Source organism: Dactylosporangium sp. NPDC049742, assembly GCF_040674675.1.
GTDB lineage: Bacteria > Actinomycetota > Actinomycetes > Mycobacteriales > Micromonosporaceae > Dactylosporangium > Dactylosporangium maewongense.
Genome location: NZ_JBFANF010000128.1, coordinates 1 through 13,613 on the forward strand (window position 1 = coordinate 1; position 13,613 = coordinate 13,613).

The 13,613-nt window shown below is 74.7% G+C and carries 13 protein-coding genes and 1 riboswitch; of the genes, 8 read left to right on the forward strand and 5 right to left on the reverse strand.

What is annotated here, in order from left to right; all coding sequences use genetic code 11:
- Window positions 1-342 precede the first annotated feature (342 nt).
- Window positions 343-485, reverse strand: a riboswitch (cyclic di-AMP (ydaO/yuaA leader).
- A 293-nt stretch (window positions 486-778) separates the two neighbouring features.
- The 7 genes from AB0J72_RS57930 to AB0J72_RS57960 all read left to right on the forward strand — a co-directional run bounded on the left by AB0J72_RS57930 (window position 779) and on the right by AB0J72_RS57960 (window position 7,262).
- On the forward strand, window positions 779-1,627 hold the full coding sequence (locus AB0J72_RS57930; RefSeq protein ID WP_363417515.1) for a hypothetical protein: 849 nt from the start codon (window positions 779-781) through the stop codon (window positions 1,625-1,627).
- 109 nt (window positions 1,628-1,736) lie between these two features.
- On the forward strand, window positions 1,737-2,879 hold the full coding sequence (locus AB0J72_RS57935; RefSeq protein ID WP_363417518.1) for an Ig-like domain-containing protein: 1,143 nt from the start codon (window positions 1,737-1,739) through the stop codon (window positions 2,877-2,879).
- A 66-nt stretch (window positions 2,880-2,945) separates the two neighbouring features.
- A complete protein-coding gene (locus tag AB0J72_RS57940) occupies window positions 2,946-3,422 on the forward strand; it encodes a cupin domain-containing protein (protein ID WP_363417521.1) in 477 nt (158 codons plus the stop codon).
- A gap of 160 nt (window positions 3,423-3,582) precedes the next feature.
- The gene (locus tag AB0J72_RS57945) at window positions 3,583-4,569 is read left to right on the forward strand and encodes a LysR family transcriptional regulator (protein ID WP_363417524.1); all 987 of its coding nucleotides are present in this window, start codon (window positions 3,583-3,585) and stop codon (window positions 4,567-4,569) included.
- A 7-nt stretch (window positions 4,570-4,576) separates the two neighbouring features.
- Window positions 4,577-5,365, forward strand: a complete 789-nt coding sequence (locus AB0J72_RS57950) for a LysR family transcriptional regulator (protein ID WP_363417527.1) — start codon at window positions 4,577-4,579, stop codon at window positions 5,363-5,365.
- A gap of 20 nt (window positions 5,366-5,385) precedes the next feature.
- Entirely contained in the window at window positions 5,386-5,583 is a 198-nt protein-coding gene (locus tag AB0J72_RS57955; RefSeq protein ID WP_363417530.1) for a DUF3311 domain-containing protein, read from the forward strand.
- Between the two features lie 38 nt (window positions 5,584-5,621).
- The gene (locus AB0J72_RS57960; protein ID WP_363417547.1) at window positions 5,622-7,262 is read left to right on the forward strand and encodes a sodium:solute symporter; all 1,641 of its coding nucleotides are present in this window, start codon (window positions 5,622-5,624) and stop codon (window positions 7,260-7,262) included.
- 7 nt (window positions 7,263-7,269) lie between these two features.
- Here AB0J72_RS57960 and AB0J72_RS57965 read toward each other — a convergent pair whose 3' ends face one another.
- The 5 genes from AB0J72_RS57965 to AB0J72_RS57985 form a co-directional block, all read right to left on the reverse strand.
- A complete protein-coding gene (locus tag AB0J72_RS57965) occupies window positions 7,270-7,881 on the reverse strand; it encodes a DNA-3-methyladenine glycosylase (RefSeq protein ID WP_363417550.1) in 612 nt (203 codons plus the stop codon).
- The gene (locus AB0J72_RS57970; RefSeq protein ID WP_363417533.1) at window positions 7,863-8,510 is read right to left on the reverse strand and encodes a TetR/AcrR family transcriptional regulator; all 648 of its coding nucleotides are present in this window, start codon (window positions 8,508-8,510) and stop codon (window positions 7,863-7,865) included. Before AB0J72_RS57970 ends, AB0J72_RS57965 begins: the two co-directional genes overlap by 19 nt.
- Window positions 8,511-8,517: 7 nt before the next feature.
- Window positions 8,518-10,020, reverse strand: a complete 1,503-nt coding sequence (locus tag AB0J72_RS57975) for an MFS transporter (RefSeq protein ID WP_363417536.1) — start codon at window positions 10,018-10,020, stop codon at window positions 8,518-8,520.
- 98 nt (window positions 10,021-10,118) lie between these two features.
- Window positions 10,119-11,000, reverse strand: a complete 882-nt coding sequence (locus AB0J72_RS57980; RefSeq protein ID WP_363417539.1) for a GNAT family N-acetyltransferase — start codon at window positions 10,998-11,000, stop codon at window positions 10,119-10,121.
- Window positions 10,997-12,112 (reverse strand): M20 family metallopeptidase, encoded by a 1,116-nt coding sequence (locus AB0J72_RS57985; protein WP_363417542.1) that lies wholly within the window; start codon window positions 12,110-12,112, stop codon window positions 10,997-10,999. The genes AB0J72_RS57980 and AB0J72_RS57985 overlap by 4 nt, the downstream gene beginning before the upstream one ends.
- Window positions 12,113-12,277: 165 nt before the next feature.
- Between AB0J72_RS57985 and AB0J72_RS57990 the strand changes: the two genes are divergently transcribed.
- Window positions 12,278-13,613: AfsR/SARP family transcriptional regulator (locus tag AB0J72_RS57990; protein WP_363417545.1), on the forward strand; the 1,336-nt coding region annotated here is incomplete at its 3' end.

A 13,613-nucleotide genomic window follows, 5' to 3' on the forward strand; every position in this document is an offset into this window, starting at 1 on the left:
GCGCGTCGGCCACCGGTGCGGGGGTCGAGGCGTGCACGGCCACGCCGACGGCCGCCGTCACCCCGAGGACCGCCGCGGCGGCCGCGATCGGCAGCACGCGGAAGCGCGGCGGGGCGGGGCTCTGGCTCTGGTGCCTGGGTTTGTACAGGTAACTCACGGGTACCTCGACAGACATGCTCGATGACGGCTGCTGTTGCCGGTGCCGGACGTGATCCGGGCAGGGGGGTGCCACGCCGGCCGGGGGCCGGTGCGGTGACGGTCGGCGACTACCGGGCCGGGCCGAGGGTCGAGGTGCCCGAGGTGGCGCAGTACGGATGGTGCCGGGTCAGTGGCTGCACGGAGTGCTCCTTCCGGTGCCGCCTACCGGGTTAGCTGACGGGTTCGGGCGGGAGGATCGCCCTACCTCGAGGCGCTGGCCCCGCGGATTCACCCCGGTGGTGCTCGGTTCCCCGGCTCGCGCGGACGCGACTCAGCGGATCCGCCGCGGTGTCATCCGAGATGGGTGACGGCGGGCCGGGCGGATTTGAGGACCATATCGGGGGCGCGGGAGGACCCCCGGAACCCCCACGCTGGTCGGCTACCTTGCGTGACGACGGCGTGGCGAACGGACCGGGTGCACGCCACGGGCGCACGGGCCACCGGCCCGCTGGTCGGCTGCGTCGTGCCCCGGTGCACCTCGCCGACCGCGCCCCGGCGCCGTGCGGCCCGCCCAGTGTCCGGTCGGCAGGTTCGCATGCCCGGCATCACCCCGGATCCGGGGCCTCCCTAGGCTCGCCGGATGCTTCCGGGCGCCGACGAAGACCAGCAGCTCAACGGTGCGACCGCACGCGGTCCCCGACACCTGCGCCGCTCCCGGCGGGGGCGGCACGCGACCCGCTTCCGGCTGCGCGCACCCGTGCCGGCCGACATCCGCCGGTACGCCGTGGGCGCCGTCGCGGTCGTGGCGATCGGCCTGTCCGCGACGCTGTCGGCGTCGGCCGGACCCGCCGCCGTGCCGGCGAACACCGCGGCGTTCGCCGTCGACGCGGAACGCCCGGCGGCCGGCGAGCAGGCCTCACGCAACCGCGCCCGGAAACCCGCCGACAGCGCGAACAAGGCCACGCCGGCACCGACGAAGGCCGCCCCGGCACCGGCGAAGACCACCCCGGCACCCGCCGCCACGCCACCGGCATCGACGGCGGCGCCGTCGCCGACGGTGCACGCGCCGGTCGGCGGGCTGACCCAGGCCGAGATGAACAACGCCGTCGCGATCATCGACGTCGCCCGGCAGCTGAGCCTGCCGCGGCGCGCGGCCGTCGTGGGGATCGCCACCGCCCTGCAGGAGAGCCACCTGCGGAACCTCGCGAACCCGAACCTGCCGCAGTCGCTGCAGCACCCCAACGAGGGCGTGGGGTACGACTACGACTCGGTCGGCCTCTTCCAGCAGCGGCCGAGCTGGGGCTCGGTCGACCAGCTGATGAATCCGCACGAGTCCGCCCGCAGGTTCTACGCGGCGCTCGCCCAGATCCCGGGCTGGGAGCAGCAGGCCGTCACCATCGCCGCGCAGATGGTGCAGCGGTCGGCGTTCCCGGACGCCTATGCGAAGTGGGAGGGGCTCGCACAACAGATCGTGGACGCCGTCATGTAGGAATTCCACCGCGCGGGCCCAGGTCCCTCGCATTGTCACTCGCATTGCCGCCCCGGCCTCGCCCTGATGCGCACGACGATGCCCCCATGTCCATACACAGGCAGAACACATGAGGGGGCCCAGCCGGACCGCGGCGGCGCTGGTCGCGCTCGCGGTGGGAGCGCAGTTGGGCCTGTCGGCGTGTCACAGTTCGACGAAGAAGCCCACGGCGGCGAAGTGGACCGCTCCGCCGCCCGCGGTCGGGCTGGCCGTCAGCCCGGCGGCGGGCGAGTCGGGGGTGGCGATCAGCACCGAGATCGGCACGAAGGTCAACGACGGGAAGATCACCGAGGTCGTCCTGACCGACGCGGCGGGCCAGCGGGTCGCCGGCGAGTTCCGCGAAGACGGTACGTCGTGGGTGCCCGCCACCGCGCTGCGCTACGCCACGGCGTACACCGCGAAGGTCACCGCCGTCGGTGCCGACAACAAACCCGTGACCCGGGAGACGGCCTTCACCACGGCGGCGAAGGCCAGCGGCCCGGTCGTCACGTCCGACCTGATGTTGACCAACGGCGGGACCTACGGCGTCGGCATGCCGATCGTCGTGGAGTTCGGCTCCGACGTCCCGCAGGAGTCGCGCGCCGCCGTGCAGCAGCGCCTCTTCGTGAAGAGCGATCCGCCGCAGACCGGTGCGTGGCACTGGTTCGGCGGCCGGCAGGTGATGTACCGGCCGGAGAAGTACTGGCAGCCCGGCACGAAGATCACGGCGCGGAAGGCGCTCAACGGCGTGCGGATCGGCGCCGGCCACGCCGACGAGGACTTCGCGGCGACGGTCACGATCGGCCGGAAGCTGACCATCGACATCGACAACGCGACGAAGCAGATGAACGTCTACCAGAACGACGCGCTCGTGCGGACCATGCCGGTGAGCCTCGGCAAGCCGTCGACGCCGACGTCGAGCGGCGTCACCGTGGTCATGTCGCGGGAGGCCTCGACGGTGTTCCGCACCCCGGAGTACACCGTCGCGGTGCAGTACGCCATGCGCCTGACGTGGGGTGGCCAGTACATCCACGCCGCGCCGTGGTCGGTCGGCGACCAGGGCCAGCGCAACGTCTCCCACGGCTGCACCAACGTCTCGACCGCGAACGCGAAGTGGCTGTATGAGCAGACGCTCGTCGGTGACCCGGTCACCACGCGCAACACCGGGGTGCCGCTGGACCCGGGCGACGGCTGGACCGCCTGGGACCTGTCCTGGGCCGACTTCAAAGCCTGACGCGTCCGCCGGGCGAACCACAGCACCGAACCGGAAACAGGGAGTCCGTCCCAGAGAGGAAGGTCCATGGAAGTCGTCCGTGCCCCGAGCCGAGGCCGGCAGGCCCCGCAACAACACTATTCCGGCGTCGTCTGGATCGACCGGGACGTCACCGGCCTGGAGCCGTCCCGCCTCCAGACGTTCCAGGCGCAGTTCAGTCCCGGCACCCGGACCGCCTGGCACCGCTGCCCGTACGGCCGGATCCTGACCGTCCTGCACGGCGTGGGCCGGGTGCAGCGCCGGGGCGGCCCGATCCACGAGGTGCGCGCCGGCGACACCGTCGTCGTCGAGGCCGGCGAGTGGCACTGGCACGGCGCCGCGCCGAACATGTTCATGGCGGTCGTGTCGGCCCACGAGACCGGACCGGCCGGCGCCGGCACGGACGACGCCGGCACGGAATGGGGCGAGCACGTGACCGACGCCGAGTACCGGCTGGCACCGCTCACCGCGATGATCCGCCGGCCGGACGCGGACCGGGTCCCGCAGCGCGAGGCGTGCTGGTAGCGGTCCCGGCATCGATGGCAAGCCCGGTCCCGCGGCCGTCACGGCGGCGGGGGCCGGGCCGCCGCGAAGTCCGGTGCCCGGATCCTGGACACGCTCGGCACACGCGCGTAACACTGTCGACATGATTTCTGCACGAAGCGTGCTGAAAGACGTGTGACCCGTGGACACCCGGCAGATCAGGTACTTCCTCGCCGTGGTGGAGCACGGTGGGTTCGGCAGGGCGGCGACCGCGCTCAACGTCGCCCAGCCGACCATGTCGCAGTCGGTGAAGGCCCTGGAGCGCGACCTCGGCACGGCCCTGTTCCACCGGGCGTCGCACGGCGTGACGCTGTCCGCGGCCGGGCGGGCGTTCCTCGGGCCGGCCCGGGTGCTGATCCGCGACGTCGCCATGGCCGGCGAGGCCGCCGGCGGGCGACCCGAGCACGACAGCCTGGAGATCGTGGCGTCGGCGCCGCTCGGGACGCACCCGGGCGCCGAGCTGGTCGGCGGCTTCCTGCGGGCGCACCCCGGCGTGTCGGTCAACCTGGACCGCGACACCGACGAGGCGCTGCTGGCCCGGGTCCGCGACGGGGTGAGCGAGCTCGGCCTGGTCCACCTGCCGGCGGCCCGGCTGGGGCTGTGCGAGGTGGCGCTCGGCGCCCACGACCTGGTCCTCGTGTTCCCGCCGCCGCACACCGCCCGCCCCGCGACCCGCGTCCCGCCCACCGCCGCCTCTGCCGCCGCCACCGACACCGCCGCCGAGGCCGAGGCCGTGCGGCTGGCGGATCTGGCGGGGCTGGAGCTGCTCGGCGTGCCGCGGGGCAGCGCGTCGCGGCTGCTGGTCGAGTCGGCGCTGCGGGCGGCCGGGGTCAGGACCAGGGTCGTGGTCGAGAGCGGGCAGCGGGACCTGATCACCGACCTGGTCATCGCCGGGGCCGGGGCGGCGTTCATGCCTGACGTGGCCACGCCCGCGGCGGTGGCCAGGGGGGCGATGGTCAGACGGGTCGTGCCGGCGTTGCGGCTGCCGTACGGCATCGTGCACCGCCCCGGCGAACTGTCCGCGACGGCGCGGGCGTTCCTGGACCACGCCCTGCGGGAAGCCGGCCACGCCCGGCGAGAAGCCGGCCACGCCCGGCGAGAAGCCGGCCACGCGCTGCGGGAGGGGTGACGGCGGCATGGACCTGCGCCGGCTCGCGTACTTCGTCGCCGTCGCCGAGCACGGCAGCGTCACCGCGGCGGCCGCCGCGCTGCACGTGGCGCAGCCGTCGCTGTCCCAGTCGATCCGGGCGCTCGAACGCGACATGTCGGTGGAGCTGTTCGACCGGCGGCAGCGCCCCCTGGCACTGACGGACGCCGGGAAGGCGCTGCTCGACCCGGCCAGGAAGGTGCTCGCCGACCTCGCCGATGCCCGGGCCGCCGTCGGGTGCGTCGTCGGCCTCGCCGCCGGCTGGCTCGACGTCGCCGTCCTCGACCCCCTGGCCGTGGACGTGGCGCCGGCCATCGCGGCGTTCCGGCGGCGGCATCCGGGGGTGCCGGTGCGCGTGCACGGCCCGCGCGACGAGGACGACCTGGTCCGCCACGTCGTCGACGGGCGGTGCGAGCTCGGCGTCACGTACCTGCCGGTCGAGCACCCCGCCGTCCGTGTCGAGCCGCTCGGCCGGCAGGAACGGTTCCGCGTCGACGGCGCGGACGTCAGGACCCGGCACAGCGAGGCGGTCCTGCCGCTGCTGCGGGCGGGCGCGACGGCGGTCGTCGCCGGCGGCTACGCCCGGCGGGCGGAGGCGGCCGGAGCGGTGCTGCGCAGGTTCGACCCGCCGGCGATGGTCGAGGTCGGAGTGGTCAGCCAGCTGCCACGCCCTTCCGGCAGCTCCCGGCACCACCACCAGTCACCGGCGGCGCGGCGGCTCGAGACGATGCTGCGCACCTATGGGGTCGATGGCTTTTCGTCTTTGCATTCTCGATGATCGCGCACTGTTATCAAGCGATGCCCGAGCCTGATCAGCGCCACCGCCCCCTGTACTGGCTGCTGGTGCTCCCGACCGTCGCGCCCCTGGCCGTGCCGTTCTACAACCGCCTCGAACCGGCGCTGCTGGGGGTGCCGTTCTTCTACTGGTACCAGCTGGCCTGCGCCGTCCTCGCGACCGTGGTCATCTCGATCGTCTACATCGGGGTGCGAAGGTGAGCGACCGGGACGTCGAGATCGCCGTGTTCGTGCTGCTCATGACCGTGATGATGGGGCTCGGCTTCGCGGCGGCGCGGTGGCGGCAGCCGCAGAGCATCCACAGCCTCGAGGAGTGGGGCGTCGGCGGCCGGGCGTTCGGCAGCTGGGTCACCTGGTTCCTGCTCGGCGGCAGCATGTACACCGCCTACACGTTCGTCGCCGTGCCCGCGCTGACCTACGGGGTGGGCGCGCTGGGCTTCTTCGCGGTGCCGTTCGCGATCGCCACGACCCCGGTCGCGTTCATCCTCTCCGCCCGCGCCTGGTCGGTGTCGCACCGGCACGGGTTCGTGACGCCGGGCGAGATGGCCGGGGCGCGGTTCGGGTCGCCGGGGCTCGCGGCGCTGGTGGCGGTCACGGGCATCGTGGCGACCATGCCGTACGTGTCGGTGCAGCTGCTGTCGCTGCAGGCGGTGTTCAAGACGCTCGGCGTCGACGGCGAGTGGCCGCTGCTGGTCGCCGTCGGTCTGGTGTCGGTGAGCACGTTCCGCTCCGGGCTGCGGGCGCCGGCCCTGCTGTCGATCGCCAAGGACATCCTGCTCGTGTGGGTCGTCGTGTCCGGCGTGCTGATCGTGGCGATGTCCGGCGGCTGGGGCACCACGTTCCGGCGCGCCGCGGAGCACTTCGCGAAGACGCCGTCACCGGCCGACGGCCTGCTGCTGTCCGGACCGGGGCAGATCGGCTACCTGACCATGGTGGTCGGCTCGGCGCTGTCGATCTTCGCGTACCCGCACGCGGTCATCGCGATCATCGCCGCCCGGGACCGGTCGACCGTGCAGCGCAACACCGCCGCCCTGCCGGTCTACTGCCTGGCGCTGGGCCTGATGGGGCTGCTCGGCCTGTTCGCGGTCGCCAACGGCGTCGTCCCCGTCGGCCGCGACCTCAACACCATCACCCCGCAGCTGTTCCACAAGCTGCTGCCCGGCTGGTCGGCGGGCATCGCCTACGCCACGCTCGGCGTCGCCGCGCTGATCCCGGCCGCGGTCATGTCGATCGCGGCGGCGAACGCGTTCACCCGCTCGATCTACCGCCAGTACCTGCGCCCCGGCGCCGGCCCCGCCGAGGAGGCCCGCGTCAGCCGCTGGGCGTCGCTGGTCGTGAAGTTCGGCGCGGTCGCGGTCATCCTCCTGCTCGACCCCGCGTACTCCGCGGAGCTCCAGCTCATCGGCGGCGCCGTCATCCTGCAGACCATCCCCGCGGTGATGTTCGGCCTGACGACGGCGTGGTTCCACCGCGGAGCGCTCATCGCCGGCCTGGTCACGGGCCTGGTCACGGCCGTGGCGATGCTCTACCGGATCCCGCAGCTCGGCCCCGGCGGCGTCGTGGTGAAGGCCCACTTCGGCGGCTCCAGCTGGTCCTTCGGTGACGGCGTCATGGTGTACGTGGGCCTCATCGCCCTGCTCGCCAACCTGGTCGTGTCGGTGGCCGGCACGGTGCTGCTCCGGCTCGCGAAGGTCCCCGCCGGGATCGACCGGACGCGGCCGGAGGACTACACGGCCGACGTCGGCGACCCCATGGTGAAGCGCCTCGACGACCTCCTCGACGGCCTGCCCCGCACCCCGGGCGGCGCCCACACCCGGCCCTACGCCCCGCCGCCGCACCAGCGGGGCGTCACCACCCCGCGACGGCGCACCCGCTTCTGACCCCTCCTCACATCGCCTGTTTCGGCGTGTGGCGGCGGTACGCGCTGACCGTCGGGTCACCGGTGACCCAGAAGCGCCACGGGACGTCGTGCGCGCCGGTGACGCCGACGCGGGGGCCGGTCGAGACGGCGAGGGCGGGCACCGCGGCGGCCGGGGCCCGCAGCAGGGGCGGGTCGCCGAGCAGGTAGGTGCCGTAGAAGGACTTGTCGATGCCGAGCGCGGCGCACAGCCTGGCGGGGCCGCGGGCCAGCTCGGCGTCGGTGCGCGCGGCCGGCCGGCGGGACCTGGCGACCGGCAGGCCGTCGACGACCTCGCCGGCCCGCAGCAGCACCGCCGACGCGGTGCCGTCGGTGCCGGTGACGACGTTGACGCAGTAGTGCATGCCGTACGTGAAGTAGACGTACGCGTGGCCGGCGGGGCCGAACATGATCTCGTTGCGCGGGGTGCGGCCGCGGTGGGCGTGGGAGGCCGGGTCCTCGCCGGTGCCCGAGTACGCCTCCACCTCGGTCAGGCGGACCGTCACCCCGCCGGCGGTGAGCGTGCAGCCCAGCAGGGCCCGCGCGGCGGTGTCGACCGGGCCCGCGAGGTCGCCGGCGAGGGTCACTGCGAGATCCGGCAGATGCGCAGGACGACCGCGTCGACGGACTCCTCGAACGGCGGCCACGGGAAGCCCGGCACGAACTGGCGCATCATGACCGCGCCGTGCAGCGCCGTCCACACCAGCGCCGCGTCGGCGAACGGGTCGGTGCTGGTGGACCGCCCGGCGGCGACGCAGGCGGCGAGCGCGTGGACGAGCACCTCGAAGGACTGCAGGCGGGACCGCCACTTCGGGGGCACGTCCTCCAGCTTCAGCGGCATCTTCAGGTCGGGCCGCCCCTCCCGGAGCCGGCCGAACAGCACCCGGTAGCGCGCCGGCTCCCGCATCGCGAAGTCGACATAGGCGTGGCACCCGGCCAGCAGGGACGCGACGCAGTCGTCGTCGGCGAGCGCCGTGGTGGTGTCGATGACGATCTGCCGCAGCCGGTCGAACGCGATGTCGAGCACGGCCTCGATGACGGCGTCCCGGTCGGCGAAGTGCGCGTAGATGGACGGCGCCGCGATCCCGGCCTCCCGGGCCACGGACCGCAGCGTGATCGCGGCCTCGTCGCCCTCGCGCTCCAGGATGCGCTCGGCGGCGGCGACGATCTCGTCACGCAGGAGGCCGCCCTCGCCCCTGCGGTTGCGAGTGCGGCCTCCCGATGTCGTCATCGGTCCATCATGCCGGTTGGGCGACGAGCTGCGCCTCGGCGGGCGCGGTGCGGGCGGCCGCGGGGCGGATCACGGCCACGGCGATGGCCATCAGGGCCGCGATGCCGGCCGCGACCAGGGCGCCGCGGTCCATGGCGGCGGTGAAGGCGGCGTCGGCGGCGGACAGGACGTGCTGCGCGTCGGCGGGCGGCATGGTGGCCGCGGCGGCGTGAGCGGCCGGCAGGTCCGCGCCGGGCAGGACCAGGGCGGGGTCGCTCCGGTACGCCGAGGAGACGACCGTGCCGAGCACCGCGATGCCGAGGACGCCGCCGAGCTCACGGATGACGCTGTTGAGGGCGCCGGCCATCGAGCTGTACTCGGGCGGGACCGAGCCGCTGATCTGCAGGCTGGCCGGGGCCATCATCATGCCCATGCCGAGCCCGATCACGCCGGTGCCGAAGGCGACCTTCCAGAACTCGGTGCCGACGCCGGTGGTGGACAGCGAGAGCAGCCCGGCGACGGCGAGGGACAGGCCCAGCACGAGGGTCCAGCGCACGCCGAGCCGCTTCGACAGCAGCGCCGAGGTCGCGGAGGTGGTCGCCATCGCGACGGCGAAGGGCATCGCGCCCAGGCCGGCGACGAGGGGGCTGTACCCGTGGACGAGCTGCAGGTACTGCGACAGCTCGAACAGCGTGCCGAAGAGGACGAAGAACACGACGGCGAGGGACAGCGCGGCGAGCAGGAAGGTGCGGTTGGCGAACAGGTCGAGCCGCACCAGCGGCGACGCCGCCCGCAGCTGCCACGCCACGAACAGCGCGGTCAGGACGACGGCGGCGGCGAGCTCGGCGAAGCCGAGCGGAGCGGTCCAGCCGCGGGCCGGGGCCTGGATGACGAAGTCCACCAGCAGCGCGACCGCGGCCGTGGACAGCAGCGCGCCGAGCACGTCGAGGCGGCCGGTCCGCACCACCGGGACGGCCGGCACCAGCCGGACCACCGCGACCAGCGCGCCCGCGACCAGCGGGACGTTGATCCAGAAGGCGCTGCTCCACGAGTAGTGCTCCAGCAGCGCGCCGCCCGTGACCGGGCCGATGAGCACGCCGATGCCCGCCGCCGCCGACCAGGCCGCGAACGCCTTCGGCCGCTCCGCCGGGGAGAAGATGCGGGTGATGATGGCGAGGGTCGCCGGCATGACGAACGCGGCGCCGAGGCCCATCACGGCCCGCCACGCGATCAGCTGGCCGGGCGTGTCCGCGAGGGCCGCCACGGCGGAGCCGCCGCCGAAGACCACGAGGCCGCCGATCAGGGCGCGGCGCGAGCCGAGCCGGGCGCCGAGGCTGCCGGCGAGGATCAGCGCCGAGGCGAAGACGAGGGTGTACGCGTCGGTGATCCACTGCAGGTCGGACGTGGTGGCGTGCAGCCCGTGCGCCAGGGACGGCAGGGCGGTGTTCAGCACGGAGTTGTCGAGGGTGACGGCGACCAGGGTGAGGCTGAGCACCGCGAGCGCGGCCCACCGGCGCGGATGTTCGGACATCGAAGACCCCTTACGAACGTTTGTTTACGCCCGTAAGGTTAGACACGTCAGCTAACGCTTGTAAAGTTATCGGTGGTCGATCCGCGACGTGGCGGTCGTCACCCCTCCTCGGTGAGCAGGTAGTAGCCGTCGCGGGAGAAACCGGCGATCCGCCAGCCGGCGGCGAGCCGCCCGCCCATGACGTCCCGCACCGCGAGCCGCCACGCCGCCGCGCCCGCCGGGTCGCTGGCCCGCAGGCCCTCCACGTCCGGCGGCACGGCCACCAGCACCGCCGGCGCCGGCACGGCCGGCAACCGCAGCGGCGTGCCGTCGCCGGCCCGGTCGAGGAGCTTCGCCGTGCCGGCGACGTCGACACCAACAGGAGTGCCGTGGGCGGCGGCGACGGCCTCGGGCGCGGCGAGCCGCCACACGAGCAGCAGGCGGTCGCTGAGGTCGCCGGTGTTGATGCCGTCGGCCATCGCGCCGTAGAACTCGGGCAGGTAGCGGACGGCGTGACCGCCGAGCTTGCGCAGGTTGAAGGAGGCGTTGCGCAGCACGAGCGGGTCGTAGGTCCAGCGGACCTCGGGCACGTCGCGGGCGAGCGTCCAGGCCCGCTGGTGCTGCTTCATCGCGAACCCGACCCCCGCGCCGAGGCCGCCGGGCTCGACCCCCGCGACGAACGAGTGCAGGTGCGGCGTGCCCCGCTCGTCCCGGCCGAAGAAGCCGACCGCGGCACCGGTCAGCCGGCCGCCACGGTAGGCCCCGGCGACGTAGTTGCCGGAGTGCGCGTAGGTCCGCAGCAGGCCCGGCGCGGCGATCTCGGCCCGGTGCTCGGCCCGCCACACCCGCTGCAGCAGCGCCGACACGTCGTCGAACGCGGCCCGGCCGGGCACGTCGGCGGTCTCGACGACCTCGACCCCGGCCCGCTCCGCGGCCGCCGCCGCGCATTCCCACGCGTCCGCCACCGGGGAGGCGGCGCCGGCGGCGGCCGCCAGGTTCACCGTGCCCGGCCGATCGCGTCGACGAGGCCGGCGACGAGGGCGGCCCGCTCCGGCATCGTCGCCAGGTCGGACCACTCCCCCTCGGCGTGCGCGTTGCCGCCGATGACGCCGAGCCCGTCGAGGGTCGGCACGCCGATGCCGGCGGTGAGGTTGCCGTCGGAGCCGCCGCCGACCGCCTCACCCTCCAGCGGCGGCAGGCCCAGCTCGGCGCCGATCCGGCGGGCCAGGGCGAACAGCGACGCCGACGCCGACTCGGGCATCGCGGGCCGGGACGGGCCGAGCTCGACGGTCAGCTCGGCGCCCGGCAGCACCGGCCGCAGGCCGCGCAGCGCCGTGTCGACCCGGGTCAGCTCGGCCGGGTCGAACGCGCGGACGTCGACGCTGACCCGGGCGGCGGCCGGCACCGTGTTGCTCGTGGTGCCGACGACGGCGTCGGTGGGGGTGACGGTCGTGCCCGGTGGGGCGCCGAGCGCCGCGACCCGCAGCACCTGGTGCGCCAGCTCGACCCCGGCGTTGATCCCGAGGTGCGGGGCGACCCCGGCGTGCGACGCGCGGCCGGTGACCCGCAGCGAGTAGTGCGCGATGCCCTTCCGGGCGATCTTCAGCCGGCCGTCGGCGCTGCCCTCGAGGACCAGCGCGCCCGCGGCGCCGGCGGCCGTGTCCTCGATGAGCGCCAGCGAGGTCGGTGAGCCGATCTCCTCGTCGGAGTTGCACACCACGGCGACGCCGTCGAGGTCCGCGACCGCCGCCAGGGCGTGGAAGAGCACGACCAGGCCGCCCTTCATGTCCACGACGCCGGGGCCGGTGCACCGGTCGCCGTCGACGGCGAACGGCCAGCGGGCCAGGGTGCCGACCGGCCACACCGTGTCGAAGTGCCCGACGAGCACCACGCGGACCGGCCCGTCACCGAAGCGCCACCGCAGGTGCGGCCGGTCGGCGACGACGACCCGCTCCGGCGCCAGCCCGGTGCACCGCCGGCCGAGCCCGGCGACGACGTCGGCGCATCTGGCCAGGGCGTCGAGGTCGGCGGACGGCGACTCGACGGCGACGAGCCCGGCAAGGTCCTCACGCATGACGGGCGCGGCGGCCCGCAGCTTCTCCAACGCGCTCATCGATCCAACCTATCCGGACCACCGCGGCGGCACCGGCGGGCGGGCGCCGAAGACCGCCGGCGCGCCGGTTCGGTTGCGTCGTCAACAGTCGGACACCCGGCGGTCAGCGCCCCGCTTCATCGATACGTTCGAGGGAGTCAACCGTTGGGGGCGGCGGCGTTGCGGGTGAGGCTTCTCGGTCCGGTCGACGTGCTCGTCGACGGTGCCGCGCGCCCCGTGCGGGGGCAGCGACGCAAGGCGGTCCTGGCGGTCCTCGGCCTGCACCCGGGCGAGGTCGTCAGCACCGGGCGCCTCGTCGACCTGGTGTGGGGCGACGCTCCCCCGCCCAACGCCGTCAACGCGTTGCAGAGTCACGTGTCGTACCTGCGACGCACCCTCGGCGACAAGGCCGTCATCGCGTCCCGTCCACCCGGCTACCTGCTCGACGCGGGCGGCGACGGCACCGACGTCGCGGTCGCCGAACGGCGCATCGCCGCCGGCCTGCGGGAGGCCGACCCGGCGGCCCGCGCCCGTCACCTGCAGGCCGCGCTCGAGCTGTGGCGCGGCGCGCCGCTCGCCGACACCGGCGGGCTGCCGTGGCTCGACGAGCAGGCCGACCGGCTCGGCCAGCTGTGGCTGCGCGGCCGGCGCGCCCTGCTGGAGGCCCGGCTCGGGCTGGGGCAGCACGCGCAGCTGCTGCCGGACCTGGAGCAGCTGACCCGCGAGCACCCCTTCGACGAGCAGCTGCACGGGCTGCTGATGCTCACGCTGTACCGGCTGGGCCGCCAGGCCGACGCCCTCGCGGCGTTCCGGCGGCTGCGCGGCACGCTCAACGACGACCTCGGCATCGAGCCCGGCGCCGCGCTGCGCGACCTGGAGGCGGGGATCCTGCGCCAGGATCCGGAGCTGGACGCGCCCGCCCCGGTCGCCGCGGCGGCCCCAGCGGTGCCGGCGCAGCTGCCCCTGGCGGTGGGCACGTTCGCCGGCCGGACCGGCGAGCTGGCCCGCCTCGACACGCTCCTCACCGGCGACACCGCAGACACCGCAGACACCGGCGCCGGTGGGGTCGCGGTCGCCGCGGTCACCGGGACCGCGGGCGTGGGCAAGTCGGCGCTGGTCGTGCACTGGGCGCACCGCGCCGCCGGGCGGTTCCCCGACGGCCAGCTGTACGTCAACCTGCGCGGCTTCGACCCCGGCGGCCGGCCGGTCGACCCCGCCGACGCGGTCCGCGGGTTCCTCGACGCGTTCGGGGTCGCCGCCGCCCGCGTCCCCGCCGGGCTCGCCGCGCAGGCGGGCCTGCTGCGCAGCCTCCTGGCCGGCCGGCGGGTCCTGATCGTGCTCGACAACGCCCGCGACGCCGAGCAGGTCCGGCCGCTGCTGCCCGGCACCCCCGGCTGCCTCGCGGTCGTCACCAGCCGCGACGCGCTCCCGCGTCATCCGTACCGTCAACGTCACCAACGCCGGCAACGCGGCCACCACCCTCCGGTACACCAACAGCACCGGCGGCACGAAGACGCTGTCC